Source organism: Streptomyces sp. MS19, assembly GCF_047200595.1.
Taxonomy (GTDB): Bacteria; Actinomycetota; Actinomycetes; order Streptomycetales; family Streptomycetaceae; genus Streptomyces.
On sequence record NZ_JBJZOH010000012.1, the window covers coordinates 82757 to 106612 of the forward strand.

Annotated in this window: 24 protein-coding genes and 1 pseudogene; 17 read left to right on the forward strand and 8 right to left on the reverse strand. The window is 74.1% G+C overall.

The window, feature by feature from the left end:
• Positions 1 to 3: 3 nt before the first annotated feature.
• The 10 genes from ACL02R_RS14830 (at position 4) to ACL02R_RS14875 (ending at position 9741) form a co-directional block, all read left to right on the forward strand.
• Positions 4 to 294: a DUF6343 family protein gene (locus tag ACL02R_RS14830; RefSeq protein ID WP_412797354.1), complete on the forward strand. Its 291-nt coding sequence runs from the start codon at positions 4 to 6 to the stop codon at positions 292 to 294.
• Positions 295 to 464: 170 nt separating this feature from the next.
• Complete coding sequence (locus ACL02R_RS14835; RefSeq protein ID WP_362960438.1) at positions 465 to 590, forward strand: hypothetical protein; 126 nt, start codon at positions 465 to 467, stop codon at positions 588 to 590.
• Positions 587 to 685 (forward strand): K(+)-transporting ATPase subunit F, encoded by a 99-nt coding sequence (kdpF, locus tag ACL02R_RS14840; protein ID WP_412797355.1) that lies wholly within the window; start codon positions 587 to 589, stop codon positions 683 to 685. Before ACL02R_RS14835 ends, kdpF begins: the two co-directional genes overlap by 4 nt.
• 9 nt (positions 686 to 694) lie before the next feature.
• Positions 695 to 2359 carry a potassium-transporting ATPase subunit KdpA gene (gene kdpA / locus ACL02R_RS14845; RefSeq protein WP_412797356.1) on the forward strand — a complete coding sequence of 555 codons (1665 nt, stop codon included), beginning with the start codon at positions 695 to 697 and terminating at the stop codon, positions 2357 to 2359.
• Entirely contained in the window at positions 2356 to 4452 is a 2097-nt protein-coding gene (kdpB, locus tag ACL02R_RS14850) for a potassium-transporting ATPase subunit KdpB (protein WP_412797357.1), read from the forward strand. Before kdpA ends, kdpB begins: the two co-directional genes overlap by 4 nt.
• A 7-nt stretch (positions 4453 to 4459) precedes the next feature.
• Positions 4460 to 5080: a potassium-transporting ATPase subunit C gene (locus ACL02R_RS14855; RefSeq protein ID WP_412797358.1), complete on the forward strand. Its 621-nt coding sequence runs from the start codon at positions 4460 to 4462 to the stop codon at positions 5078 to 5080.
• Between the two features lie 154 nt (positions 5081 to 5234).
• On the forward strand, positions 5235 to 7886 hold the full coding sequence (locus tag ACL02R_RS14860; protein WP_412797359.1) for an ATP-binding protein: 2652 nt from the start codon (positions 5235 to 5237) through the stop codon (positions 7884 to 7886).
• On the forward strand, positions 7861 to 8541 hold the full coding sequence (locus ACL02R_RS14865) for a response regulator (protein ID WP_362960421.1): 681 nt from the start codon (positions 7861 to 7863) through the stop codon (positions 8539 to 8541). Before ACL02R_RS14860 ends, ACL02R_RS14865 begins: the two co-directional genes overlap by 26 nt.
• Positions 8542 to 8571: 30 nt before the next feature.
• A complete protein-coding gene (locus ACL02R_RS14870; RefSeq protein ID WP_412797360.1) occupies positions 8572 to 8973 on the forward strand; it encodes an OB-fold nucleic acid binding domain-containing protein in 402 nt (133 codons plus the stop codon).
• Positions 8974 to 8976: 3 nt separating this feature from the next.
• On the forward strand, positions 8977 to 9741 hold the full coding sequence (locus ACL02R_RS14875) for a DUF3159 domain-containing protein (RefSeq protein WP_412797361.1): 765 nt from the start codon (positions 8977 to 8979) through the stop codon (positions 9739 to 9741).
• Positions 9742 to 9791: 50 nt separating this feature from the next.
• On the opposite strand, the gene ACL02R_RS14880 is transcribed toward ACL02R_RS14875, so the two are convergent.
• Both ACL02R_RS14880 and ACL02R_RS14885 read right to left on the reverse strand, forming a co-directional pair.
• Complete coding sequence (locus ACL02R_RS14880; RefSeq protein ID WP_362960415.1) at positions 9792 to 10505, reverse strand: potassium channel family protein; 714 nt, start codon at positions 10503 to 10505, stop codon at positions 9792 to 9794.
• Positions 10505 to 11170, reverse strand: a complete 666-nt coding sequence (locus tag ACL02R_RS14885) for a potassium channel family protein (RefSeq protein ID WP_412797362.1) — start codon at positions 11168 to 11170, stop codon at positions 10505 to 10507. Before ACL02R_RS14885 ends, ACL02R_RS14880 begins: the two co-directional genes overlap by 1 nt.
• Positions 11171 to 11254: 84 nt before the next feature.
• Between ACL02R_RS14885 and ACL02R_RS14890 the strand changes: the two genes are divergently transcribed.
• Complete coding sequence (locus ACL02R_RS14890; RefSeq protein WP_412797363.1) at positions 11255 to 13291, forward strand: APC family permease; 2037 nt, start codon at positions 11255 to 11257, stop codon at positions 13289 to 13291.
• A gap of 46 nt (positions 13292 to 13337) precedes the next feature.
• The gene (locus tag ACL02R_RS14895; RefSeq protein ID WP_412797364.1) at positions 13338 to 14690 is read left to right on the forward strand and encodes a class I SAM-dependent RNA methyltransferase; all 1353 of its coding nucleotides are present in this window, start codon (positions 13338 to 13340) and stop codon (positions 14688 to 14690) included.
• Between the two features lie 33 nt (positions 14691 to 14723).
• On the opposite strand, the gene ACL02R_RS14900 is transcribed toward ACL02R_RS14895, so the two are convergent.
• Complete coding sequence (locus ACL02R_RS14900) at positions 14724 to 14891, reverse strand: hypothetical protein (RefSeq protein WP_412797365.1); 168 nt, start codon at positions 14889 to 14891, stop codon at positions 14724 to 14726.
• A 100-nt stretch (positions 14892 to 14991) separates the two neighbouring features.
• On the opposite strand from ACL02R_RS14900, the pseudogene ACL02R_RS14905 reads away from it, so the two are divergent.
• Positions 14992 to 15414, forward strand: a pseudogene (locus tag ACL02R_RS14905) (type I CRISPR-associated protein Cas7); the annotation flags it as partial.
• Positions 15415 to 15560: 146 nt separating this feature from the next.
• A complete protein-coding gene (locus ACL02R_RS14910) occupies positions 15561 to 16205 on the forward strand; it encodes a response regulator transcription factor (protein ID WP_412797429.1) in 645 nt (214 codons plus the stop codon).
• A 10-nt stretch (positions 16206 to 16215) separates the two neighbouring features.
• Here ACL02R_RS14910 and ACL02R_RS14915 read toward each other — a convergent pair whose 3' ends face one another.
• Genes ACL02R_RS14915 through ACL02R_RS14925 form a run of 3 tightly spaced genes read right to left on the reverse strand, consistent with a single transcriptional unit; the run spans position 16216 to position 19554 of the window.
• Entirely contained in the window at positions 16216 to 17445 is a 1230-nt protein-coding gene (locus tag ACL02R_RS14915; RefSeq protein ID WP_412797366.1) for a sensor histidine kinase, read from the reverse strand.
• Entirely contained in the window at positions 17438 to 18808 is a 1371-nt protein-coding gene (locus tag ACL02R_RS14920) for an FtsX-like permease family protein (protein WP_412797430.1), read from the reverse strand. The genes ACL02R_RS14915 and ACL02R_RS14920 overlap by 8 nt, the downstream gene beginning before the upstream one ends.
• A 5-nt stretch (positions 18809 to 18813) precedes the next feature.
• Entirely contained in the window at positions 18814 to 19554 is a 741-nt protein-coding gene (locus tag ACL02R_RS14925) for an ABC transporter ATP-binding protein (RefSeq protein ID WP_412797367.1), read from the reverse strand.
• A 193-nt stretch (positions 19555 to 19747) separates the two neighbouring features.
• Between ACL02R_RS14925 and ACL02R_RS14930 the strand changes: the two genes are divergently transcribed.
• From ACL02R_RS14930 to ACL02R_RS14940, 3 genes are read left to right on the forward strand one after another with little or no spacing between them, the layout of a single operon-like run.
• A complete protein-coding gene (locus tag ACL02R_RS14930) occupies positions 19748 to 20134 on the forward strand; it encodes a peptidase inhibitor family I36 protein (RefSeq protein WP_412797368.1) in 387 nt (128 codons plus the stop codon).
• 3 nt (positions 20135 to 20137) lie between these two features.
• Entirely contained in the window at positions 20138 to 21091 is a 954-nt protein-coding gene (locus ACL02R_RS14935; RefSeq protein WP_412797369.1) for a hypothetical protein, read from the forward strand.
• The gene (locus tag ACL02R_RS14940; protein ID WP_412797370.1) at positions 21088 to 21648 is read left to right on the forward strand and encodes a peptidoglycan-binding domain-containing protein; all 561 of its coding nucleotides are present in this window, start codon (positions 21088 to 21090) and stop codon (positions 21646 to 21648) included. The genes ACL02R_RS14935 and ACL02R_RS14940 overlap by 4 nt, the downstream gene beginning before the upstream one ends.
• A 55-nt stretch (positions 21649 to 21703) precedes the next feature.
• Here ACL02R_RS14940 and ACL02R_RS14945 read toward each other — a convergent pair whose 3' ends face one another.
• Both ACL02R_RS14945 and ACL02R_RS14950 read right to left on the reverse strand, forming a co-directional pair.
• Positions 21704 to 23032 carry a protein kinase domain-containing protein gene (locus ACL02R_RS14945; protein ID WP_412797371.1) on the reverse strand — a complete coding sequence of 443 codons (1329 nt, stop codon included), beginning with the start codon at positions 23030 to 23032 and terminating at the stop codon, positions 21704 to 21706.
• Positions 23029 to 23769, reverse strand: a complete 741-nt coding sequence (locus ACL02R_RS14950; RefSeq protein WP_412797372.1) for an FHA domain-containing protein — start codon at positions 23767 to 23769, stop codon at positions 23029 to 23031. Before ACL02R_RS14950 ends, ACL02R_RS14945 begins: the two co-directional genes overlap by 4 nt.
• Positions 23770 to 23856: the final 87 nt, after the last annotated feature.

Consider the following 23856-nt stretch of genomic DNA (forward strand, 5'->3'; position numbering starts at 1 on the left):
CGCATGAGCGACCGCAAGGGCAGAGGACGCCGCGTACGGACCGGCACCGAGCCGGTGACCGCCTACAGCGACCTGCGTCTGCGACTGATCCTGTCGCTCGTCTTCGTGCCGCTCTTCCTCGCCGCCACCGTCGTCTTCGCGATCTGGTGGGCCGCCGCCGACGCGGGGGACACCCCGAGCCCGGCGCAGCTCGGCTGGCTGACGGTGGGCTGCGCCGTCCTGACCGTCATCGCGGCCGTCGACCTGCTGGTCGTCGCGCGCCGCATCCGCAGGCGCCGCCCGCCGGGCGTCTGAGCCCGCGCCTCCCCTGTCCACGCGCCGCCCGGCGACCCCGGGCGGCGCTTTCGCGTACGGGCGGCGTACGGGCCGCGTCAAGGGCTGTATGGGCGTCGTCAACGCCCCGGCGGGCGTCGTCAACGTGCCGTCAACGTACGCCCTACCCCCTCCGAACAGGGGTTCTCTGGGTGAGTCAGGTTCCGTTCCCCGACTCGTTCAGGAGTCCCACGATGGCCGATGCGGTCTTCGTCCTGGTCACCGTCGCAGGTTTCGCGCTGGTGGCCCTCGTCGCCCATGGGGTGAGCAAGCTGTGAGCGCCGGTACGGCCGAGAGCGTCGCCGGCCTCGTCGTCGCCGTCGCCCTGCTCGGCTACCTCGTCGCCGCCCTGCTGTTCCCCGAGAGATTCTGAGCGAGCCCCATGAGCCCCGTACTCGCGGACGTGCTCCAGGTGACCGCCCTCGTGGTGGCCCTCGTCCTCGCACACCGTCCGCTCGGCGACTACCTGGCCGCCGTCTACACGTCCCCGAAGCACCTGCGCGCCGAGCGCTGGATCTACCGCGCCATCGGCGCCGACCCCGACGCCGAGATGCGCTGGACGGCGTACCTGCGCGGCGTCCTCGCGTTCTCGTTCGCCGGTGTGCTGCTGCTGTACGCGATGACCCGCGCGCAGGACCTGCTGCCCTTCTCCCTCGGCTTCGCGCCGCTACCGCCCGACCAGGCGTTCAACACCGCCGTCTCCTTCGTCACCAACACCAACTGGCAGTCGTACCCGGGCGAGGCGGCCATGGGCCACTTCGTCCAGGCGGGCGGCCTCGCGGTGCAGAACTTCGTGTCGGCCGCCGTGGGGCTGGCCGTCGCCGTCGCGCTGCTGCGCGGCTTCGCCCGGACGCGCACCGGCGGGCTCGGCAACTTCTGGGCCGACCTGGTGCGCGGCGTCGTACGCGTCCTGCTGCCGCTGTCCGTCGTCCTCGCCGTCGTCCTCGTCGCCCTCGGCGCCGTCCAGAACTTCTCGGACGGCCAGACCGTCGAGACCGTCACCGGCGCGACGCAGCACATCCCCGGCGGCCCCGTGGCCTCCCAGGAGGTCATCAAGGAGCTCGGCACCAACGGCGGCGGCTTCTACAACGCCAACTCGTCCCACCCGTTCGAGAACCCGGACGGCATCAGCAACCTGCTGGAGATCTTCCTGCTGCTGCTGATCCCCTCGGCGCTGCCCCGCACGTTCGGCCGCATGGTCGGCAGCGTGCGCCAGGGCTACGCGGTCGCGGGCGCGATGGCCGTGATCTGGCTCGCCGGTGTCGTCGCCGTCACCGTGGTCGAGCACCAGGCGCCGGGCGCCGCCTCGCAGCTCGCGGGCGGCGGCATGGAGGGCAAGGAGCAGCGCTTCGGCATCGGCGGCTCCTCGCTCTTCGCGGTCTCCACGACCATGACGTCCACCGGCGCGGTCAACGCGTTCCACGACTCGTTCCAGGGCCTGTCCGGCGGTGTGCTGATCTTCGGCATGGTGCTCGGCGAGGTCGCGCCCGGCGGCGTCGGCTCCGGGCTCTACGGCATGCTGCTGATGGCCGTGATCGCCGTCTTCGTCGCCGGCCTCATGGTCGGCCGCACCCCCGAGTACCTGGGCAAGAAGATCGGCACGCGCGAGATCAAGCTCGCCGCCTCCGCCATCCTCGTCACCCCCGCCCTCGTGCTCATCGGCACCGCCCTCGCGATGGCGCTGGGGCACGGCGAGCGCGCCATGACCAACATCGGGCCGCACGGCTTCTCCGAGGTCCTCTACGGCTACGCGTCGGCCGCCAACAACAACGGCAGCGCCTTCGCCGGGCTCGGGGCGAACACGGAGTTCTTCAACACGAGCCTCGGCATCGCCATGCTGCTGGGCCGCTTCCTGCCGATGGTGTTCGTCCTGGCCCTGGCCGGGTCACTCGCCGGGCAGGGCCGCGTGCCGGAGACGGCGGGCTCCCTGCACACCCACAGACCACTGTTCACGGGCCTCCTCGTGGCGAGCACCGTCGTCGTCGCGGGACTGACGTTCTTCCCGGCGCTCTCGCTCGGCCCGCTCGCGGAAGGACTGGCCGCATGACCACCTCGGCACCACCCCGGCACGACGACGTCCCCACCGGCACCGGGGGGCACACGCCCGCCGGGGGCGGGCGCGTCGCGCGCGGGGCGTTCGACCCCCGCCTGCTGCTCACGTCGCTCCCCGACGCCGTGCGCAAGCTGCACCCGCGCACGATGATCGCGTCCCCCGTGATGTTCGTGGTGGAGGTCGGCTCGGTCCTGACGACCGTGCTGGCCTGCGCCGACCCGGGCGACTGGTTCGGCTGGACCATCGCGGCCTGGCTGTGGGCGACCGTCCTGTTCGCCAACCTCGCCGAGGCCGTCGCCGAGGGCCGCGGCCGCGCCCAGGCCGACTCGCTGCGCCGCGCCCGCACCGGCACGGTCGCCCGCCGCCTCACCGGCGACGGCCGCGAGGAGCGCGTGCCCGGCACCGAGCTGCGCGTCGGCGACCGGGTCGTCTGCGAGGCCGGGGACACCGTCCCGGGGGACGGCGACGTCGTGGCGGGCGTCGCCAGCGTGGACGAGTCGGCGATCACCGGCGAGTCGGCGCCCGTCATCCGCGAGTCGGGCGGCGACCGCTCGGCCGTCACCGGCGGCACGCGGGTGCTGTCGGACCGGATCGTCGTCCGCGTCACGACCAGGCCGGGCGAGACGTTCCTGGACCGGATGATCGCGCTGGTCGAGGGCGCGTCCCGGCAGAAGACGCCGAACGAGATCGCCCTGAGCATCCTGCTGGCGAGCCTCACCATCGTCTTCCTGCTGGCCGTCGTCACCCTCCAGCCCTTCGCGGTCCACGCGGGGGCCGGGCAGTCCACGGTCGTCCTGACCGCGCTGCTGGTCTGCCTCATCCCGACGACCATCGGCGCGCTCCTGTCCGCCATCGGCATCGCCGGGATGGACCGGCTGGTGCAGCGCAACGTGCTGGCCACCTCCGGCCGGGCCGTCGAGGCGGCGGGGGACGTCTCGACGCTGCTGCTCGACAAGACGGGCACCATCACGTACGGCAACCGGCAGGCCGCCGCGTTCCTGCCCGCGCCGGGCGTGGGCGGGGACGAGCTGGCGGCGGCGGCCGAGCTGTCGTCGCTGGCCGACGAGACCCCGGAGGGGCGTTCCATCGTCGCCCTGGCGGCCGGCACGGTGGGCCGGCCCGCCAGGACGCGCGACGGGCTCGGGGACGCGGACTTCGTGCCGTTCACCGCCCGGACGCGCATGTCGGGCGTGGACACCGGGGGCCGCAGCATCCGCAAGGGCGCCGTGAGCGCGGTCACCGGCTGGGTCACCGGGCAGGGCGGCACGGTGCCGTCCGCCGTCCTCGGCGCCGTCGAGACGATCGGCGCGGACGGCGGCACGCCGCTGCTGGTCGCGGACGGGCCGCGCGTCCTCGGCGCCGTCCACCTGAAGGACGTCGTCAAGGAGGGCATGGGCGAGCGCTTCGCGCGGCTGCGGGCCATGGGCATCAGGACCGTCATGATCACGGGCGACAACGCGCGCACCGCCAAGGCGATCGCCGCCGAGGCGGGCGTGGACGACTTCCTCGCGGAGGCCACACCGGAGGACAAGATGGCCCTGATCAAGCGGGAGCAGGCCGGCGGCCGGCTGGTCGCCATGACCGGCGACGGCACCAACGACGCGCCCGCCCTCGCCCAGGCGGACGTCGGCGTCGCCATGAACACCGGCACCTCCGCCGCCAAGGAGGCCGGGAACATGGTCGATCTCGACTCCGACCCGACCAAGCTGATCGACATCGTCCAGATCGGCAAGCAGCTGCTCATCACGCGCGGCGCCCTGACCACGTTCTCGCTGGCCAACGACATCGCGAAGTACTTCGCGATCATCCCGGCGATGTTCGCGACCGTCCACCCGGGGCTCGACAGCCTCAACATCATGGCGCTGTCGTCGCCCGAGTCGGCCATCCTGTCGGCCGTCGTCTTCAACGCGCTGATCATCGTCGCCCTCGTGCCGCTGGCCCTGCGCGGCGTCGGCTACCGGCCGCTCAGCGCCGACCGGCTGCTGCGGCGCAACCTGGCGGTCTACGGGCTCGGCGGCCTCGTCGCCCCGTTCATCGGCATCAAACTCATCGACCTGCTCCTCTCCCTCATCCCTGGCATCGGGTGATCACGCCATGTCCCCTTTCCTCCGGTTCTCCCCTCGCTTCTCCCCCCGCGTCCTGTGGGCAGGGCTGCGCGCCCTGCTGGTGCTGACGCTGGTGACCGGCGTCCTCTACCCGCTCGCCGTCACCGGCGTCGCCCAGGCGCTCTTCCCCGACCGGGCGAACGGCTCGGTCGTCACGGCGGACGGCCGCGACATCGGCTCGGAGCTGATCGGCCAGACATGGAACGGCCCCGACGGCGCGCCGGACCCCCACTGGTTCCAGCCGCGCCCCTCGAACAGCGGGTACGACACCCGCGCCACCGGCTCAGGCCAGCTCGCCGCGGGCGACCCCACCCTGGTGGAGACCGTCAGGCAGGCGCGGGAGGACGTCGCCGCGTTCAACGGCGTGCCCGTCGCCGACGTACCGCCGGACGCCGTCACCGGCTCCGCGTCCGCGATCGACCCGCACATCTCCCCGGCCTACGCCGGCCTCCAGGCCGCGCGCGTGGCCGAGCGCAACGGGCTGCCGCGCGGCACGGTCCAGGCGCTGGTGGACGCGCACACCGAGGGCCGCGACCTCGGCGTGCTCGGCGGCGAGCGCGTCAACGTGCTGCTGCTCAACCTCGCGCTGCGCGACCTGCTCGACGGCTGAGCACCCGCCCCGGCGGGAACGCCCGCGCCCGGCCCGGCGCGCGCGTTCCCGCCGGTCACGGGCCTGCGGGGGCCGCGCGATCCATACGGAACCCTGACGGCCCCCGCCCCCCGACCGGCGCGGGTTTCCGCGCCGTGGGACGAGAATGGGAGACATGGCACGACGCGGCAGGCTCAGGATCTACCTGGGCGCGGCACCCGGTGTGGGCAAGACCTACGCCATGCTCTCCGAGGCGCACCGGCGCACGGAACGCGGCGCCGACCTCGTCGTCGCGCTCGTGGAGCACCACGACAGGCCCCGCACCCAGGTCCTCCTGCACGGCCTGGAGCAGGTGCCGCGCCGGGAGCTGCGCTACCGCGACGGCGTCTTCACCGAGATGGACACGGACGCCGTCCTGCGCCGCGCGCCGCGCGTGGCGCTGGTGGACGAGCTGGCGCACACGAACGTCCCCGGCTCCCGCAACCAGAAGCGCTGGCAGGACATCGACGAGCTGCTGGACGCGGGCATCGACGTGATCTCCACCGTCAACATCCAGCACCTCGAATCGCTCGGCGACGTGGTCGAGTCGATCACGGGCGTGCGGCAGCGCGAGACGGTGCCGGACGAGGTGGTGCGCCGCGCCGACCAGATCGAGCTGGTGGACATGACGCCCGAGGCGCTGCGCCGCCGCCTGGCGCACGGCAACGTGTACGCGCCGGACAAGGTGGACGCCGCCCTGTCCCACTACTTCAGGCCGGGCAACCTCACCGCGCTGCGCGAGCTGGCCCTGCTGTGGACCGCCGACCGGGTCGACGCGTACCTCCAGCAGTACCGCAGCGAGCACGACATCCGCTCCACCTGGCACGCGCGCGAGCGCATCGTCGTCGGCCTCACGGGCGGCCCCGAGGGCGCCACGCTGATCCGCCGCGCCGCGCGGATGGCGGCCAAGAGCTCGGGCGCCGAGGTCATGGCCGCCTACATATCGCGCGCCGACGGCCTCACCTCCGCGTCGCCCCGCGAGCTGGCGGACCAGCGGACCCTGGTGGAACAGCTCGGCGGAACGTTCCACCACGTCATCGGCGACGACGTGCCCAGCGCCCTCCTCGACTTCGCGCGCGGCGTCAACGCCAACCAGATCGTCCTCGGCTCCAGCCGCCGCAAGAGCTGGCAGTACATGTTCGGCCCCGGCGTCGGCGCCACCGTCGCCCGCGAGTCCGGCTCCGACATCGACGTCCACATCGTCACCCACAGCGAGGTCGCCAAGGGCCGCGGCCTGCCCACCGCGCGCGGCGCCAGGCTCGGCCGCTCCCGCCTCCTCGCGGGCTGGCTGACCGGCATCCTCGGGCCCGTGCTGCTCACGCTGGGGCTGGCCGAGCCGGCGCCCGGCGCGGAGTTCGCGAGCGACGTCCTGCTGTTCCTCTCCGTCACGGTCCTCGCCGCCCTGACCGGCGGCCTGCGGCCGGGGCTCACCTCGGCGATGGTCGGCTCGCTGCTGCTGAACTACTACTTCGCCCGCCCCACCGAGCAGTGGCGCATCGCCGAGGGCCACAACATCGTGGCGATCATCGTCTTCTTCGCCATCGCCGTCTCCGTCGCCACCGTCGTGGACCGCTCCGCGCGCCGCACCCAGCAGGCGGCCAGGCTGCGCGCCGAGTCCGAGACCCTCACGCTCCTCGCGGGCAGTGTCCTGCGCGGCGAGGACACCCTCGGGGCGCTGCTGGAACGGGCGCGCGAGACGTTCGGCATGGAGACCGCCGCCCTCCTGGAGCGCGACCTCGAACGCCGCCGCTGGTCGTGCGTGCGCAGCGTCTCCGTCACCGGGCAGACGCGGAAGCTCGACGGGCCCGAGGACGCCGACGTGGACGTGCCCGTGGGGGAGCACACCATGCTGGCGCTCGCCGGGCGCGTCCTGCCCGCCGAGGACCGCCGCGTCCTCAGCGCCTTCGCCGCGCACGCCGCCGTCATACTGGACCGCCAGCGCCTCAAGACGGAGGCCGTCCGGGCCCACAAGCTCGCCGAGGGCAACCGCATCCGCACGGCGCTGCTCGCCGCCGTCTCCCACGACCTGCGCACGCCGCTCGCCGCGATCAAGGCGGGCGTCTCCAGCCTGCGGTCCGACGACGTCGCCTGGTCGGAGGAGGACGAGGCCGACCTGCTGGAGAGCATCGAGCAGGGCGCCGACCGGCTCGACCAGCTCGTCGGCAACCTGCTGGACATGTCGCGCCTCCAGACCGGCACCGTCGAGCCGCTGATCCGGGGCATGGACCTCGACGAGGTCGTGCCCCGCGCCCTCGGCGGCGTCCCGGGGGACGTCGTGGACCTCGACATCCCCGAGACGCTGCCGTACGTCGCCGCCGACCCGGGGCTGCTGGAGCGCGCCGTCGCCAACATCGTCGAGAACGCCGTCAAGTACAGCCCCGCCGACACCCCCGTACGGGTAAGGGCCAGCGCGCTCGGCGGGCGCGTCGAGCTGCGCGTCGTGGACCGCGGCCCCGGCGTGCCAGACAGCGACAAGGAGCGGATCTTCGAGCCGTTCCAGCGGTACGGCGACACGCCGCGCGGCAACGGCGTCGGCCTCGGCCTGGCGGTCGCGCGCGGCTTCGCGGAGGCCATGCACGGCACCCTCGACGCCGAGGACACCCCGGGCGGCGGCCTGACGATGGTCCTCACGCTGCCCATCGCCCAGCCGTCCCTGGGCCTGCCGGGCCCCGAAGGCGACGAGGACGCCGCCGACCCCCTCACCGACGACACCGCCCCCGCGCCCGAGGGCGCGGACGGGCACGCAGAACGGAAGGCCGCCCATGCACCGGGTGCTCGTAGTCGATGACGAGCCGCAGATCCTGCGCGCGCTGGTCATCAATCTGAAGGCCCGCAAGTACGAGGTGGACACCGCCGCGGACGGCGCCTCCGCCCTGCGCCTGGCCGCCGACCGGCACCCGGACGTGATCATCCTCGACCTCGGCCTGCCCGACATGGACGGCGTGGACGTCATCGGCGGCATACGCGGCTGGACGCGCGTGCCGATCATCGTGCTGTCCGCCCGCCACACGTCGGACGAGAAGGTCGAGGCCCTGGACGCGGGCGCGGACGACTACGTGACCAAGCCGTTCGGCATGGACGAGCTGCTGGCCAGGCTGCGGGCCGCCGTGCGCCGCGCCGAGCCGGGCACGGGCGAGGACGCGGCCGTCGTGGACGCGGCGGACTTCGTCATCGACCTGGCGGCCAAGAAGGTCCACCGGGACGGCAAGGACGTCCGGCTGACCCCGACCGAGTGGCACCTGCTGGAGGTCCTCATCAGGAACACCGGCCGCCTCGTCAGCCAGCGCCAGCTGCTCCAGGAGGTCTGGGGGCCCTCCTACGGCACGGAGACGAACTACCTGCGCGTCTACATGGCGCAGCTGCGCCGCAAGCTGGAGGCCGACCCGTCGGCGCCGCGCCATCTGATCACCGAACCGGGTATGGGTTACCGCTTCGAGCGCTGACGGGGCGCCCGCCCACGTTACGCTGAAGGCATGAGTACGGAGGGCCGACCCGGGATGCTGCGGCGGCTGCTGGGACGTGGCGGGCAGGCGGGCCACGGGCACGGCGACGACCTCGCGCCCGCGAGCGAGCCGCCCGACGCCGGCTGCACGCGTATCCGCGACTGCTCCGAGGCGACGCGCGGCCGTCCCGTGCTGAGCGTCACCGGGGTGCTGTGCGACGTGGGGGAGCGGACCGTGGCGGGCATGCCCGCGCTGCGGGCGGAGCTGGACGACGGCACGGCCCGGCTCGACGTGGTCTGGCTCGGACGCCGGGCGATAGCGGGCGTGGAGCCCGGCCGGGAGCTGGTCGCCTCCGGCAGGGTCGTGGTGATGCACGGGCGGCCCGTGCTGTTCAACCCCCGTTACCAGCTGCAACCCCTCGGACAGGAGTAGCCAGTGAGCTCACCCGACAGCCGGGCCGTCGCCCCGCGGTCACCGGACGAGGAGGCCACGCGCGCGGCGTTCTTCGAGGCGTTCGGCGGCGTCCGGGGCATGATCGAGACGACGGTGCCGGGGCTCGTCTTCGTGCTCAGCTACACCATCGAGCGTTCGATCAACACGTCCGCCGTGCTGGCGCTCGGCATCTCGGCGGTCCTCGCCGTCGCCCGGCTCATCGGGCGTGACACCCTCAAGCACGCTCTCAGCGGCGTCTTCGGCGTGGCCTTCGGCGCGGTCTTCGCGATGATCTCCGGCGACGCCAGGAACTTCTACCTCCCCGGCATGCTCTACACGCTGGGCCTCGGCGTCGCGTACGTCGTGACGTCCCTCGCCGGTGTCCCGCTGCTCGGGCTGATGCTCGGGCCGGTGTTCCGCGAGAACCTGTCGTGGCGCACCCGCAACCCCGGGCGGAAGGTCGCGTACACCAAGGCCAGCTACGTGTGGGGCGCCATACTGCTGGCGAAGTCGGCGATCACCTTCCCCATCTACTTCTGGGGCGACGCCACCTCGCTCGGCTGGCTGCGGGTGGCCCTGGGCATCCCGCCGTTCCTCCTCGCCGTCTACTTCACCTGGATCATCCTGGTGAAGGCCCCGGCGCCGATCGACGTCATCGCCGAGTGGGAGGCCAAGGAGGAGGCGGAGAAGCGGGCGAAGGCGGAGCGCGAGGCCGTGGAACGCGCCGCCGCGCCGGGTTCCGAGGGGCCGGGCGGCGCGGCCGTCTGACGACCGCGCCTTGCCCGTACGCGCCTGCCCCGCCCGTACGCCTGCGCCCGTCAGAGGGGCCCGGACCCGGTGTCCGGGCCCTTCGGCGTGGGCCTGGTCCGCGTCGCGCCGGGGCCGAACAGCGCCTCCAGCTCCTCCTCGCGGTCCGGCGCGGCCACGAACAGCAGCTCGTCACCGGCGGCGAGGGCGTCGTCCGGGTCGGGGATGAGGACGCGGGTGCCGCGGATGATCGTCACCAGCGCCGTGTCCTGCGGCCACGCGACCTCCCCGACGCGGCTGCCGACCAGCGGCGCGGCGTCCGGCAGGGTGACCTCCACGAGGTTCGCCTCGCCCTGGCTGAAGCGCAGCAGCCGCACCAGGTCGCCGACCGAGACGGCCTCCTCGACCAGGGCCGACATCAGGCGGGGCGTGGAGACGGCGACGTCCACGCCCCACGAGTCGTTGAACAGCCACTCGTTCTTCGGGTTGTTCACGCGTGCCACGACGCGCGGCACCCCGTACTCCGTCTTGGCGAGCAGCGACACGACCAGGTTGACCTTGTCGTCGCCGCTGGCCGCGATGACGACCTGGCAGCGTTCCAGCGCGGCCTCGTCCAGCGTGCTGATCTCGCACGCGTCGGCGAGCAGCCACTCGGCCTCGGGCACCCGTGCCACCGACACCGCCTCGGGCGACTTGTCGATGAGGAGCACCGCGTGCCCGTCCTCCAGCAGTTCCGCCGCGATGGAACGGCCCACCGCGCCCGCGCCCGCGATCGCCACGCGCATCAGGACACCTCCTCGGGACCGAGCAGGCAGGCGGCCTCGACCTCGGCGACCCGGTCGCCGTACATCATCACGTGCACCAGATCACCTTCCTGGATGACCGTCTGCGCGGTCGGCAGCATGGCCTCGCCCAGGCGTGTCAGGAACGCGACGCGCACCCCCGTCCGCTCCTGGAAGCGGCTGACGCGGTGCCCCGCCCACGCCTGCGCCACGTGCACCTCGGACAGCTGCACGCCGCCGCTCGGGTCGCGCCACAGCGGTTCCGCGCCCGCGGGCAGCAGGCGGCGCAGCATCTGGTCGGCCGTCCACCGCACGGTCGCGACGGTGGGGATGCCGAACCGTTCGAACACCTCGGCGCGCCGCGAGTCGTAGATGCGCGCGGTGACGTTCTCCACGCCGAACACCTCGCGCGCCACGCGGGCGGCGATGATGTTCGAGTTGTCGCCGCTGCTGACGGCGGCGAACGCGCCCGCCTCCTGAAGCCCGGCCTCGGTGAGCGTGTCCCGGTCGAAGCCGAGGCCCGTCACGCGGCGGCCGGCGAAGCGCGAGCCGAGCCGCCGGAAGGCGGTCGGGTCCTGGTCGATCACGGCGACGGAATGTCCCCGTTCCTCCAGATTCAGCGCGAGGGTCGCGCCCACCCGGCCACAGCCCATGATCACGATGTGCATTGGTCTCCTTCGTGCGCACCAAACGCTACCCGCGTCGTCCCCGTCCTCCACTCCCGCCCCAGGTCACGGCGGTAATGTCGGCCCATGGCCGGTACCAAGCGCCTGTTCCTCGGCCGCGCGCTCCGGAGCGACGACCTGGGGGAGACACTGCTCCCCAAGCGCATCGCCCTCCCCGTCTTCGCCTCCGACCCGCTCTCCTCGGTGGCGTACGCGCCGGGTGAAGTGCTGCTCATCCTCTCTCTCGCGGGACTGTCGGCCTATCACCACAGCGTGTGGATCACGCTGGCGGTCATCGTCCTGATGGTCACGGTCGTCGCCTCGTACCGGCAGACCGTGCACGCCTACCCGAACGGCGGCGGGGCGTACGCGGTCGTCTCCGCGAACTTCGGCCGCCGCGCCGGGATCACCGTCGGCAGCGCCCTGCTCGTGGACTACGTCCTCACCGTCGCGGTCTCCGTCTCGTCCGGCATCGACAACCTCGGCTCGGCCGTCGGCTTCGTGCGCGGCAACGAGGTGGCCTGCGCGCTCGTCGTCATCCTCCTGCTGATGCTGATGAACATGCGGGGCGTCCGGGAGTCGGGGAAGCTCTTCGCGGTGCCGACGTACGCGTTCGTCGTCTGCGTCCTCGGCACCGTCCTGTGGGGCGCCTTCCGCGGGCTCGCGCTCGGCGACACGATGCGCGCCCCGAGCGCGGACTTCGAGATCGTCGCCGAGCAGACGGGCCTCGGCGCCGCCGCCACCGCGTTCCTGCTGCTGCGCGCGTTCTCCTCCGGCTGCGCGGCGCTGACCGGCGTCGAGGCGATCAGCAACGGCGTCCCGGCGTTCCGGCCGCCCACGTCGCGCAACGCGGCGGCGACCCTGGCGATCATGGGCCTGCTGGCGTCCGCGATGTTCCTCGGCATCATGACGCTCGCGCTCACCAGCCACGTCCACGTGGCCGAGCACCCGGCCAGGGACCTCCTGATCGACGGGGAGCCCGCCGGGGCCGGCTACCAGCAGGACCCCGTGATCGCCCAGGTCGGCGCGGCCGTGCTGGGGGACGGCTCGTTCGCCTTCATCGTCCTGGCCGCCGCCACCGCGCTCGTCCTCTTCCTCGCCGCCAACACCGCGTACAACGGCTTCCCCGTCCTCGGCTCGATCCTCGCCCAGGACCGCTACCTCCCGCGCCAGCTCCACACGCGCGGCGACCGGCTGGCGTTCAGCAACGGCATCGTCTTCCTGACCGTCCTCGCCGGGCTGCTGATCGTCGCGTTCCGCGCCAACGTCAACCAGCTGATCCAGCTCTACATCATCGGTGTCTTCGTCTCCTTCACCTTCAGCCAGAGCGGGATGGTCAGGCACTGGAACCGCCTGCTGGCCGACGGGCCAGGCGTCGCCGACCGCCGCCGCATGCTGCGCGCCCGCGCGCTCAACGGCTTCGGCGCCGGGCTGTGCTTCGTCGTGCTGCTGATCGTGCTCGTCACGAAGTTCGCCGAGGGCGCGTGGGTCTCCGTCGTCGGCATGGGCACCTTCTACGCGCTGATGACCCGCATCCGCGGCCACTACGACGAGGTGGCCGACGAACTGTCCGTGGACGACCCCGACGAGCACCGGCTCGACGTCCGCGCCTCGCAGGTCCACGCCGTCGTCCTCGTCTCCCACGTCCACAAGCCCACGCTGCGGGCCCTGTCCTACGCCAGGCTGCTGCGCGCCGACAGCCTCGTCGCCGTCACCGTCGCCGTCGACCCGGACGACTCGGCCCAGCTCAAGAAGGAGTGGCGGCGGCGGCACATCGACGTCCCCCTCAAGGTCCTCGACGCCCCCTACCGCGAGATCACCCACCCGGTGATCGCCTACGTCAAGCAGCTCCGCAAGAAGCACCCCGACGACGTCGTCAGCGTGATCATCCCCGAGTACGTCGTCGGCCACTGGTGGGAGACCGTCCTGCACAACCAGAGCGCGCTGCGCCTCAAGGGCCGTCTCCACCTCGCGGCGGGCGTCACCGTCACGTCGGTGCCCTGGCAGCTCGACTCCGCCGAGGCGGCCCGCGCCCGCGCCAGGCGCCGGGCCCGCCTGCGCGCCCAGCTGCGCGCGCCCGGGGCCGTACGGCGGGGGGCGGCCCCGCCGCGGCGGCGGCCGTAGACTGGGCCGCTGCCGTCCCCGCACCCCGTACAGGAGCACCCCTCTCATGGCCACCCCGGAATCCTCACCCAAGGCCGTCTCGCTGGTCGGCCAGGAGTACGAGGTGGAGGTCGGGCCGGTGGCGCACGGCGGCCACTGCGTCGCCAGGACGTCCGAGGGACGCGTCCTCTTCGTCCGGCACACGCTGCCGGGCGAGCGGGTCGTGGCGCGCGTGACGGAGGGACACGAGGGGTCGCGCTACCTGCGGGCCGACGCCGTGCAGATCCTCGACGCCGCCAAGGACCGCGTGCCCGCGCCCTGCCCGTACGCCGCTCCCGGCGCGTGCGGCGGCTGCGACTGGCAGCACGTGAAGCCGGGCGCGCAGCGGCGGCTGAAGGGCGAGGTGCTGACGGAGCAGCTGCGCAAGCTCGCCGGGCTCACGCCGGAGGAGGCGGGCTGGGACGGCACGGTCGAGCCCGCGCCCGGCGACAAGGTCGCGCCGGGCGAGGTCCCGGCGTGGCGCACGCGCGTGCAGTACGCGATCGACGAGGAGGGGCGGGCGGGGCTGCGGAAGCACCGTTCGCACGAGGTGCAGCCGGTCGACCGCTGCCTGATCGCGGCGGAGAGCGTGCGCGAGCTGGGGGTCGAGAGCCGGCCGTGGCCCGGCATGGAGTCGGTCGAGGCGGTCGGCGCCAGCGGCTCGGGGGACCGCATGGTCGTCCTCACCCCGCGCCCCGGCGGGCGGCTGCCGCTCGTCCAGCTGGACCGGCCGGTCTCCGTGCTGCGCGCCGACGAGCGGCGGGGGCAGGGCGAGCAGACGCTGCACCGGGTCCACGGGCGGGCGTTCGTGCGGGAACGGGCGGACGGCCGGACGTGGCGGGTCGGCGCCGGCGGCTTCTGGCAGGTGCACCCGCAGTCGGCGGCGCTGCTGGTGGACGCGGTGATGCGCGGCCTCACGCCCCGCAAGGGCGAGACGGCGCTCGACCTGTACTGCGGCGTCGGCCTGTTCGCGGGCGCGCTGGCCGACCGGCTGGGGGAGCGGGGCGCGGTGCTCGGCATCGAGGCGTCCAAGCGTGCCGTGGAGGACGCGCGGCACAACCTCGCCGACTTCGACCGCGTCCGCGTCGAGCACGGCACGGTCGAACGGGTCCTGCCGCGCACCGGCATCACGCAGGCGGACCTCGTGGTCCTCGACCCGCCGCGCGCGGGCGCGGGCCGCTCGGTCGTCCGCCGCCTGGCGGCCCTGTCCCCCCGCCGCATCGGCTACGTGGCCTGCGACCCCGCCGCCCTCTCCCGCGACCTGGCGGACTTCCGCGCGGCGGGCTACGTCCCCCGCTTCCTGCGGGCGTTCGACCTGTTCCCGATGACCCACCACCTGGAGTGCGTGGCGATCCTCGAACCGGTGGAACGGGCCCGCTGACCCGGGGTTCCGGCCGGTGCGGCGGGGCGGGCGTCAGGCACCGATGATCCGCTGACCGCCGCCGCGAAGGACCCCGCCGCCGATCCCCGCCCGGAGCTGCACCGTCTTCCCGGAGCGCGGGAGGCGTTCGACCTGCTCGACGGCATCCCCGCGCACCTGGACACCGAGCAGCAGGCCCTCTTCATCCTCGGCTACGAACACCAGCGCGCCCACTCCGCGCGGGCCGCCGCCGAGCAGGAGGCTCCGCGAGGCCGGGAAGGACCTCTCCGACGACCAGGCGGCGGACGCCCTCACCCCGCTCGAAGCCGGCTTCACCCGCGTCGCCCCCAACAAGCCGGAGGACCTCGCCAAGGGCAAGGTCACCGAGAGGGGCAACAAGCACTACGTGCCCTACGGCCTCTACCGCGGCCACGGCTTCTACTCGGGGGCCCTCGGCGCGAAGGCGGGCGTCACCCCGGACGACCTGGCCGCCTTCTGGCAGGCCATGACGATGATGTTCGACCACGACCGCGCCGCCTCACGCGGCGAGATGGCGCTGCGCGCGCTGTACGTCTTCTCCCACGAGAACGCCTACGGGCTGGTCCCCGCGCACAAGCTGTTCGACCGCATCAGGGTCAAGCCGCTGGGCCACAGCGAGGCACGGTCCTGGGACGAGTACGCCGACCGGGTCACCGTGGACGAGGACGGCATGCCGGACGGCGTGAAGTTCACCCTGCTCGCCTGACCCACCCCCCGTCCGGCCGCCGCCCGACGGCCGAGGATCGCAACGCCTGTCCGACCGGCCTCTGTATCGAGGTGTCCGCACGGCGGTCGTCCGCCCCGGCCGTGGCCGGGGCGGATAATGGCGGGGTGGGGGAGAAGCGACTGCGCGTGGTGCTGGCCGAGGATTCCGTCGTGCTGCGGGACGGCATGGCCGAACTGCTCGCCGCGCGTGGGTGCGAGGTCGTGGCCGCCGTGGGGGCGGTGCCGGAGTTGCTCGCGGCGGTCGCCGGACACCGGCCGGACGTCGCGGTGGTGGACATCCGGATGCCGCCGACCCATACCGACGAGGGCATCCGTGCCGCCGTCGGGATCCGTGAGACGGCGCCCGAGGTCGGCGTCCTGGTCTTCTCCCAGCACATCGAGACCGCCTGGGCCGCCCGGCTGCTGGCCGGTGGCGCCGCGGGTGTCGGGTACCTGCTGAAGGAACGCGTGGCGCGGACCGCCGAGTTCGTGGACGCGCTGCACCGGGTCGCCGCCGGGGGCACGGCGCTCGACCCGGAGGTGGTCACCCTCCTGATGCGCGGTGGACGGCGCAGCCGGGTGGACACGCTGACGCGGCGCGAGCGCGAGGTGCTCGAACTGATGGCGCAGGGCCACTCCAACCGCTCCATCGCCGCGCTGCTCGTGGTGTCGGAGCGGGCGGTGGAGAAGCATGTCGCCGCTGTCTTCGCCAAGTTCGGTCTGCTGGCGACGCACACCGACAACCGGCGGGTGAAGGCCGTCCTCGCCTACCTGGCGGAGAGCGGCCGCTGAGGCGCCCGTTCTACAGGCGCGTCGGCAGCTCGGCGGTGACGGCGGTGGGTCCGCCGGGCGGGCTGTCCACCCGCAGCAGCCCGTCCACGGCCGCGAGCCGCTCGGCGAGGCCGGTCAGGCCGCTGCCGCTGCCGGGCGCCGCGCCGCCCCGGCCGTCGTCGCGCACGGTCAGGCGGACGCGGCCGTCGCCCGAGAGCGCCGTGAGTCCGGCCGAACGGGCGCCGCTGTGCTTGGCGACGTTCGTGAGGAGTTCGGCGGCGCAGAAGTAGACGGCCCGTTCGATCACCGGGTGCGGGCGTTCCCGCAGATCCAGGTGGAGGGTGACCGGTACCGGCGACGTGGCGGCGAGGCCCGGCAGCGCCGCGCCGAGGCCGCCGTCCAGCGCCACCGGGTTCAATCCCCGGGTCAGGCCGCGCAGTTCGGTGATCGTGTCGTCGGTCTGGGCACGGGCGCGGCCCACGAGGGTGCGCAGCCGCCCGAGATCGGGACCGGCGGCGGGGGACAGCGCGTCGTCGGCCAGCGAGAGCGTGATGGCCAGGGCGACGAGCCGGGCCTGCGTGCCGTCGTGCAGGTCGCGTTCCAGGCGGCGGAAGCGGTCGGTCTGGTCCGCGAGCAGGGTGGCGCGGGCGGTCTCCAGCTGCCGTACGCGCTGCTGGGCGCGGACCGGGCCGAGCAGCAGCCGTGCGAGGCGCCGGTTCGCCCCGCTCAGTGAGCGGACGGCGACGGGCACCGCGGACAGGAGGAGCAGCCCGAGCAGGGTGGAGGCGGCGTCCAGCCACCAGGCGGGCCGCTGGCCCGGCTGCAACAGGCGCACCCACAGCGGGAATCCGATCAGCCATCCGCAGCCGAGGGGGAGCACCACGGCGGCGGCGAAGCCCGCCACGCCGAGCGGCAGCCGCAGCGCCAGGTAGAGCAGCGCCCGCCAGGCGACCGGGTCGGTGAGCACGGCCCGGCCGCGCGCGAACGCCGTCGCCCGGCGGGGCGGCCTCGCCGGTGCCTCGACGCGCTCGCCGAGCAGCCGGCCGACGAGCCGCCGGTGCAGCGTGCCCAGGCCGCGCGCGCCCAGCAGCGCGGCGACCACGAACGGCAGGCCGAGGACGGTCAGCGAGAGCAGGGCCCCCGCGTACAGGACGGCGAACGCGTAGCCGCCGCCGAGCAGGGCGAGCGGCAGCCCGGCGACGGCGAAGGCCCATTCGCCGCCCCGGACCGACAGGTACCGCCCGCCGCCGCGTTCAGTCACGGCCGCCGCCCACCAGCTCCGCCGCCGGGCCGCGGATGGCCCGCAGGCCCGTGAGCAGGATGGCCGGGACGGTCAGCAGCGCCGCGCCCGCCACGGTGAACGCGCAGGCGGCCACCGGGACGGACGGCACCGGCGAGCCGGTCACCGACGCGCTGAACGCCGACGACGCCGCGCCCGCGACCGCCGCGCCGAGCAGGACGCCCACCGCCGTGGTCACCGCCGCCTCCGCGGCCAGCATGCGCATCAGCTGCGGCCGGGTCGCGCCGACGAGCCGCAGGAGCGCGAACGCGCGGCGCCGTTCGGCGGTCACGGCGACCAGCGTGTTCACGGTGGAGACGGCGGCGAAGCAGGCGAGCATCGCCAGTTCGGCCTGGCGCAGCCACACGTCCGTGGCGGAGGCGGTCCCGGCCGCCGCCGCGCTCGCGGAGTGCTCGGCGGTACGTGTCATGACCAGCATGGTGCCGGACAGCCCCACGAGCAGCGCCACGGGCACCACGGCGGACGACAGCCGTCGCGCGTAGCCGCGGAGGTGGGCGTCGGCCAGCCATCCCGCGCCGGGGGCCAGCGCCCGTACCGGCGCGCCGAGCGCGGCGGCCAGGAGGCGCGCGGCGAACGGGCCCACCAGGGCGACCCCGGCCAGCAGGACCAGCGCCGCCAGCAGCGCCGCCTGGCCCGCCTTGTCCGCCTGCTCGTCCGGCCGCGTCGCGGCCAGCCGCAGCAGCAGGGCCCCGCCGGCCAGTACGGCGAGCCCGGCGAGCAGGCGCGGCGCGCCCGTACGCCCGTGCTCGGTGGTGCTCGCGGTGAGGGCCGCCGCGGGCGCGACGCGGGAGATCCGCCTGGCGGCGACGGCGGCCGCCGCCAGGCCGACGGCGAGCGCGGCGGCCAGGGCGGCCAGCATCGGCAGCGGCGTCACCGGCACGCGTACGTCCGGTGGCGCCATCCCGAGCCGCCGCAGCTCGGTGAGGATGCGGCGGGCGGCGGCCACCCCGGCGGCCCAGCCGGGCACGGCGACCAGCAGCGTGGTCGCGACGACCTGGCCCCTGACCAGCCGCCGTGTCTGGCGGGGCGTCGCCGCGATCGTGCGCAGCAGGGCCAGCTCGTGGTGCTGCTGGCGGACGGCGGACCCCAGCGCGTTGACGACGACGAAGAACGCGGTCAGGACCGCGATCTCCCCGAACGCCCCGGCGATCACGGCCAGTCCCGGCCCGTCCGCCTCCCCGCGCGCGGACGCGGGCGCGGCGAGGTGGGCGGCGAGCAGCGAGCCGAAGAGCGTCACGGTGGCGACGGCGAGGAAGAGCGCCGCCGCCGGACCGGCGAACGCGGCCGGGCGCCGCCGCAGCTGTCCGAGGGCGAGCGCGGCCACGGCGCTCATCCGCCCAGCCTGTTCAGGCGCTCGCCGACCCGGGCGGCGGTGGGCCGGTCCAGCTCGTCCACGACCAGGCCGTCGGCGAGCAGCAGGACCCGGTCCGCGTACCCGGCGGCGACCGGGTCGTGGGTCACCATGACGCAGGTCTGCCCGTCCCTGTCCACGCCGGTGCGCAGGAGGGCGAGGATCTCGTGGCCGGTGGCGCGGTCGAGTGCGCCGGTGGGCTCGTCGGCGAAGACCACCGCGGGGCGGGAGACCAACGTGCGGGCGATCGCGGCCCGTTGCTGCTGCCCGCCGGAGAGCTGGCCCGGCCGGTGCCGTTCGCGGCCGGTCAGGCCGACGCGGGCGAGGGCCTCCGCGACCTGGCGGCGGTCGGGCCGTGCGCCCGCCAGCCTGCCGGGGAGCGCGACGTTCTGGGCGACCGTCATCGCGGGCATCAGGTTGAACGCCTGGAAGACGAAGCCGACCCTGGCGCGCCGCAGCTTCGCCAGCCGCCGTTCGGGCAGCCGCGACACCTCGGTGGCGCCCCACCAGACGGAGCCGCGGGTGGGGCGGTCCATCCCGGCGAGGCAGTGCAGCAGGGTGGTCTTGCCGGAGCCCGAGGGCCCCATCACCGCCGTGAACGTGCCGGGCGCGAGGGCTACCGACACCCCGCGGAGTGCCCGTACGGTCGCGGCGCCGCGTCCGTACTCCCGGTGCAGGTCCGCCGCCCGTGCGGCGGTGTCCGTCGTCGTCTCAGCCATGCGCTCATCCTCGGCCGGGGCCGCGCGGCGATCGATCGTGCAGGCTCCCGGATCCGGGGTGCGGGAAACCGAACCGTGCCGCCCGGAAGCCCTCTGACCTGGGGCGCCCTGGAGAGTTATAGGGACGCTTCCCGCCCCTGTCTCCCTAGCCTGGTCATGTCCGAGGAACGGGCGAACCAAGAGGGGGATTGCCATGAGCAGGATCATGTTCAAGGGGAAGACGGCCGCCGTCGCGGCGGGGGCCACGCTGCTGGCGGGGCTCGGGCTCGGGGTCGTGGCGACCCCGGCGCAGGCCGCCTGGAGCGACTGCGACTCCGGCGCGCTGTGCGCCTACACGGAGACGTCCGGGGGAGGGACGCCCGGTCAGGTGTGGGGCGACAACGGCGACCTGCGGCAGTACAACAAGTTCGACAATGCCAAGTCCCTGTACAACAACGGCAACTACTGCGATGTCGCGCTCTTCACCAACACCTGGTTCCGGGGGACGGGCCAGACCCTCCACCGCGGCTACGTCCTCCGGGACACCGACGGCACCGCCTACGAGAACGGCGTCGGCTCCAACATCTGGACGAACTGCTGACCGATGCGCCGGCCGCTCCTGACAGCAGCGGTCGCCGTACTCCTCACGGCCGGGTGCGGGGGACCCGGCCGTGAGGCCGCGACCGATGCCGAGACCGAAGCAGTCGTCCCCCGCCCGCTGTCGGGCGCCCTGCACTTCACGGCCGCCGAGCAGACCGCCCTGCGGGACGCCGAGGAGGCCCTGGTCCGCGACTGCATGCGGGAACGGGGCCACGACTACCGGACCGCCCCCGCCCGCGACGCCCGGCGCGCGGCGGCCGTCAACCCGTACACGCTGCTGTCTCCGGAATGGTCGGCGAGCGACGGCTACGGGCTGACGGGCGCGGTGCTCGAAGGACCGCCGGTCGATCCGAACGAGGGGACGCTGGCCGCCCTCACCGAAGCCGGACGCGCCGCGTGGGAGGAGGCGTTGCTCGGCCGCCGGGAGGATCATGTGGAGTTCGGCCTGCCCAGTGGCCGGAGCATGAGCTACGCGCCCGACTCGTGCGTCCAGGTCGCGCGGGACGGCGTGTACGGCGAGGGCTGGTCCGAACTGCGCTTCACCGTCGAGGACCTGAGCAACGACGCCATCCGCCGCACGCTGGAGTCACCCGGCTTCGGCGACGCGGAGGCGGCCTGGGCCGACTGCATGGCGCGACTCGGCTACACGTACGTCACGTTGGAGGACCCCCGCCGGGAGATCCTCGGCCTGCTGGAGGAAGCGGGCGACGACCCCGACCGGCTCCGGGCCGTGGGGGAACGGGAACTGGCCCTGGCCGCGGAAGACGTGACCTGTCAACTCGAAGCAGACACACATCAGCGGATGGCGGACGTCCAGGCGGCGGCCGAGGAGCCGGTACGCGCGGGGGCCGAGGAGGTGCTCGCGCGCTTCCAGCGGGCGAAGCGCCAGGCGCTCGACCGGGTCCTGCCGCCGCGGACCGCCGCATCCGCGTCAACGGGAGGGGAAGCAGACCGATGAGGAACCGCTCGACACGCACCCGGATCACGGCCGCCCTGGCGGGCGCCCTGGCCGCCACGACACTGGCGGTCAGCGCCACGCCCGCCGCCGCCAAGGCCAGCGACGGCTATGTGCGGGGCTACGACACGTACGTGGGCGACTGGGGCGACGAGGGCGTCCTGAAGTACAACGGCACCTACAGCCCCTCCAACGCCGTCTGCCTGTGGCAGAAGGTCCTGTGGGCCGAGGGCGCCACCGAGATCGACGGCACCCAGTTCGACGCGGCCGACATCGACGGCGTCTTCGGCCGCAACACCGAGCTGGCCACCTCCTCGCTCCAGGGCAGGTGGAACATGGACTACGTCGACGGCATCGTGGGCTCCTCCACCTTCAGCCTCGCCGGCATCAAGCTCGCCGTGACCGGCGGCAGCGAGGCCCGGGGCAGGACGCTCTACCTGACGTACCGCGGCCTGCGCCACACGTTCGATCTGACCCGCGACACCGAGGGCAGGTACAGGTTCCCCGACCGCAACGGGAACTGGCAGACGGCCGGGTACAACACCTGGACGTGCAGCTGACACCCGCCGCTCCCGCCGTCCGCCCCGCTCCCGGCCGGGAGCGGGGCGGACGGCCTCACGCCGTGCGGAGCGCCCGCCATGTCCGCGGCCCGACGATGCCGTCCGCGTCCAGCCCCGCGCGTTCCTGGAACGTCACGACGGCCGCACGGGTGAGCGGCCCGAAGTCGCCGTCCACCTCGCCGACTTCGGTGACGTCGTGGAGGTGCTTGAGCAGGCATTGCAGCTCGCTCACCTGGCTGCCGCCGTCCCCCTGCGTCAGGACGAAGTCCCACGTGCCGCTGTAGCCCGCCGTCCAGCCGCGCCCGAACTCCGCGTCGTCGAACAGGGCCGGCCGCTCGCAGGTGGGGGAGACGGAGGACGCCGTGGCGGGGGCGCGCAGCGCGTATGTTGCCGCCGTCGCCGTGCCCAGCACGAACGCGGCGAGCGCCGTGGCCACGACCGGCCGCACCCACCGCCGGGGCCGCAGCCTCGGCAGCCGGGCCGAACGCGCGGCGCCCGTCACCCGCTCCACCTGCCGCAACAGGGCCTCCGCGCCGACCCGTCCGGCGTGGGTGCGGGCCAGGCAGCCGGTGATGATCCCGGACCAGCCGTCCGGGAGGGCGGGCGACAGGCGCAGCTCCTCTGCGCCGCGCGCGTACCGGGTGGCGGCGTCGCAGCGGGCCTGCGTGGTCGCGCCGGGCAGCGGGAACGTGCCGGTCAGCACCACGTGCGCGAGGACCCCGAAGGCCCAGACGTCGGCGGACGGCCGCACCCGCGTGCCCCGTTCGTCCACCTCGGGCCACAGCAGCTCGGGCGGGGTGTAGTCGGGTGTCGAGAACGCGGGCGCGTACGCGTGGGTGCCCTCCAGTTCAGCCGCCATGTTGAAGTCGGCGAGCCGCACCGAACCGTCCGCGAGCAGCAGCACGTTGGCCGGTTTCAGGTCGCCGTGCACCCAGCCCGCGTGGTGCAGCTGGTGCAGGCCCTCACAGATCTGTGTGAGCAGGGCGGGTCCCGCCTCCGGCCGCGGCTCGCGCGCGAGCAGGGCGTCGAGGGAGCCCTCGGCGCGTTCCAGTACGAGGACCGTCGCGCCGTCCAGCTCGGGGCGGGCGGGGTCGTCGAGCGTCAGCGTGTCGTACATCCTGATCAGGCGGGGCGCGCGCAGCTTGCCGAGCAACTGCACCTCGCGTTCGGCCAGTTCGCGCAGGTGGTGCAGCTGGCGCGGGGTGCGGGTGCCGGTCGGCAGGAACTTGAGGGCCGCCGCGCGGGGCAGGTCCGGCCGGTCGTCGGCGGCGAGCCTGGCCGCGTAGACCGTGGCGAACGCGCCGGACGCCAGCGGCTCCCGCACCTCCCACGGCCCGGCACGGTAGCCGGGCGGCACGGTGACGGCGTACGGCCCCCCGGTCACCGGGCCACCGCGTCCCGCGCCGGGGCCAGCACCGCCAGGTCGTCCTCGCGCACCAGGTCGAACCGGAGCGCCAGCGAGACCAGCGACTCCTTCCGCCCGTTGACGCGCTGTCCCGGCTCCGCCGACTCCGGGCCCGCCTTCAGCCGGAGCTTGAGGGCGAGGTAGTCGATGTTCCAGTAGACGGCCGAGCGGCTGACCGCCGGCCAGGCGGGGCGCAGCAGTTCCACCAGCTCGTCCACGGCCGGCGGCGGGGCGTGCGGTGTGCCGCGCAGGCGCGGCGCGCACAGGGCGGTGAGGACCGTGAAGTACCGCTTGGTGCGGTCGAGCGTGAACGCGGGCGCCGTCAGGGCTCCGGCGAGGCCGTCGCGCGCGACGCTGCCGAACGCGTGGCGCGGCGCCCACACGTCGAAGGTGAGCAGGTCACCGGCGGCGGGCAGGACCACGCGCGAGAACTCGAACGGTACGGGCGCCTCCAGGCGGCCCGGCGCGACCTTGACGTGTTCCCCGGCGCCCTCCGGGTTCTCCACGACGTACGTCTGGTCCTCGCTGAGGTTGCTGAGCAGCCAGAAGTTCCGGTGTGCCGTGATCTGCCCGGCGACGCGGGGCACACCGTCGTGCGCGATGGTGAGGCCGTCGCCCGCCTCCGCCCTCCCGAACGCGAGCCGTTCGCCGTCGGCGATCCTGAGCTGCCCGTCCGCGCCCCCGCACGGCGGTGGTACCACGATGAGGCTGTACATGGAGTCGTCCCCCCCTCGTCCGACACCACGGGGGCGCGGCGCACCCCCCCCAGTGCGATCAGGGGCAGATTAAGGGACGCCCCGCAC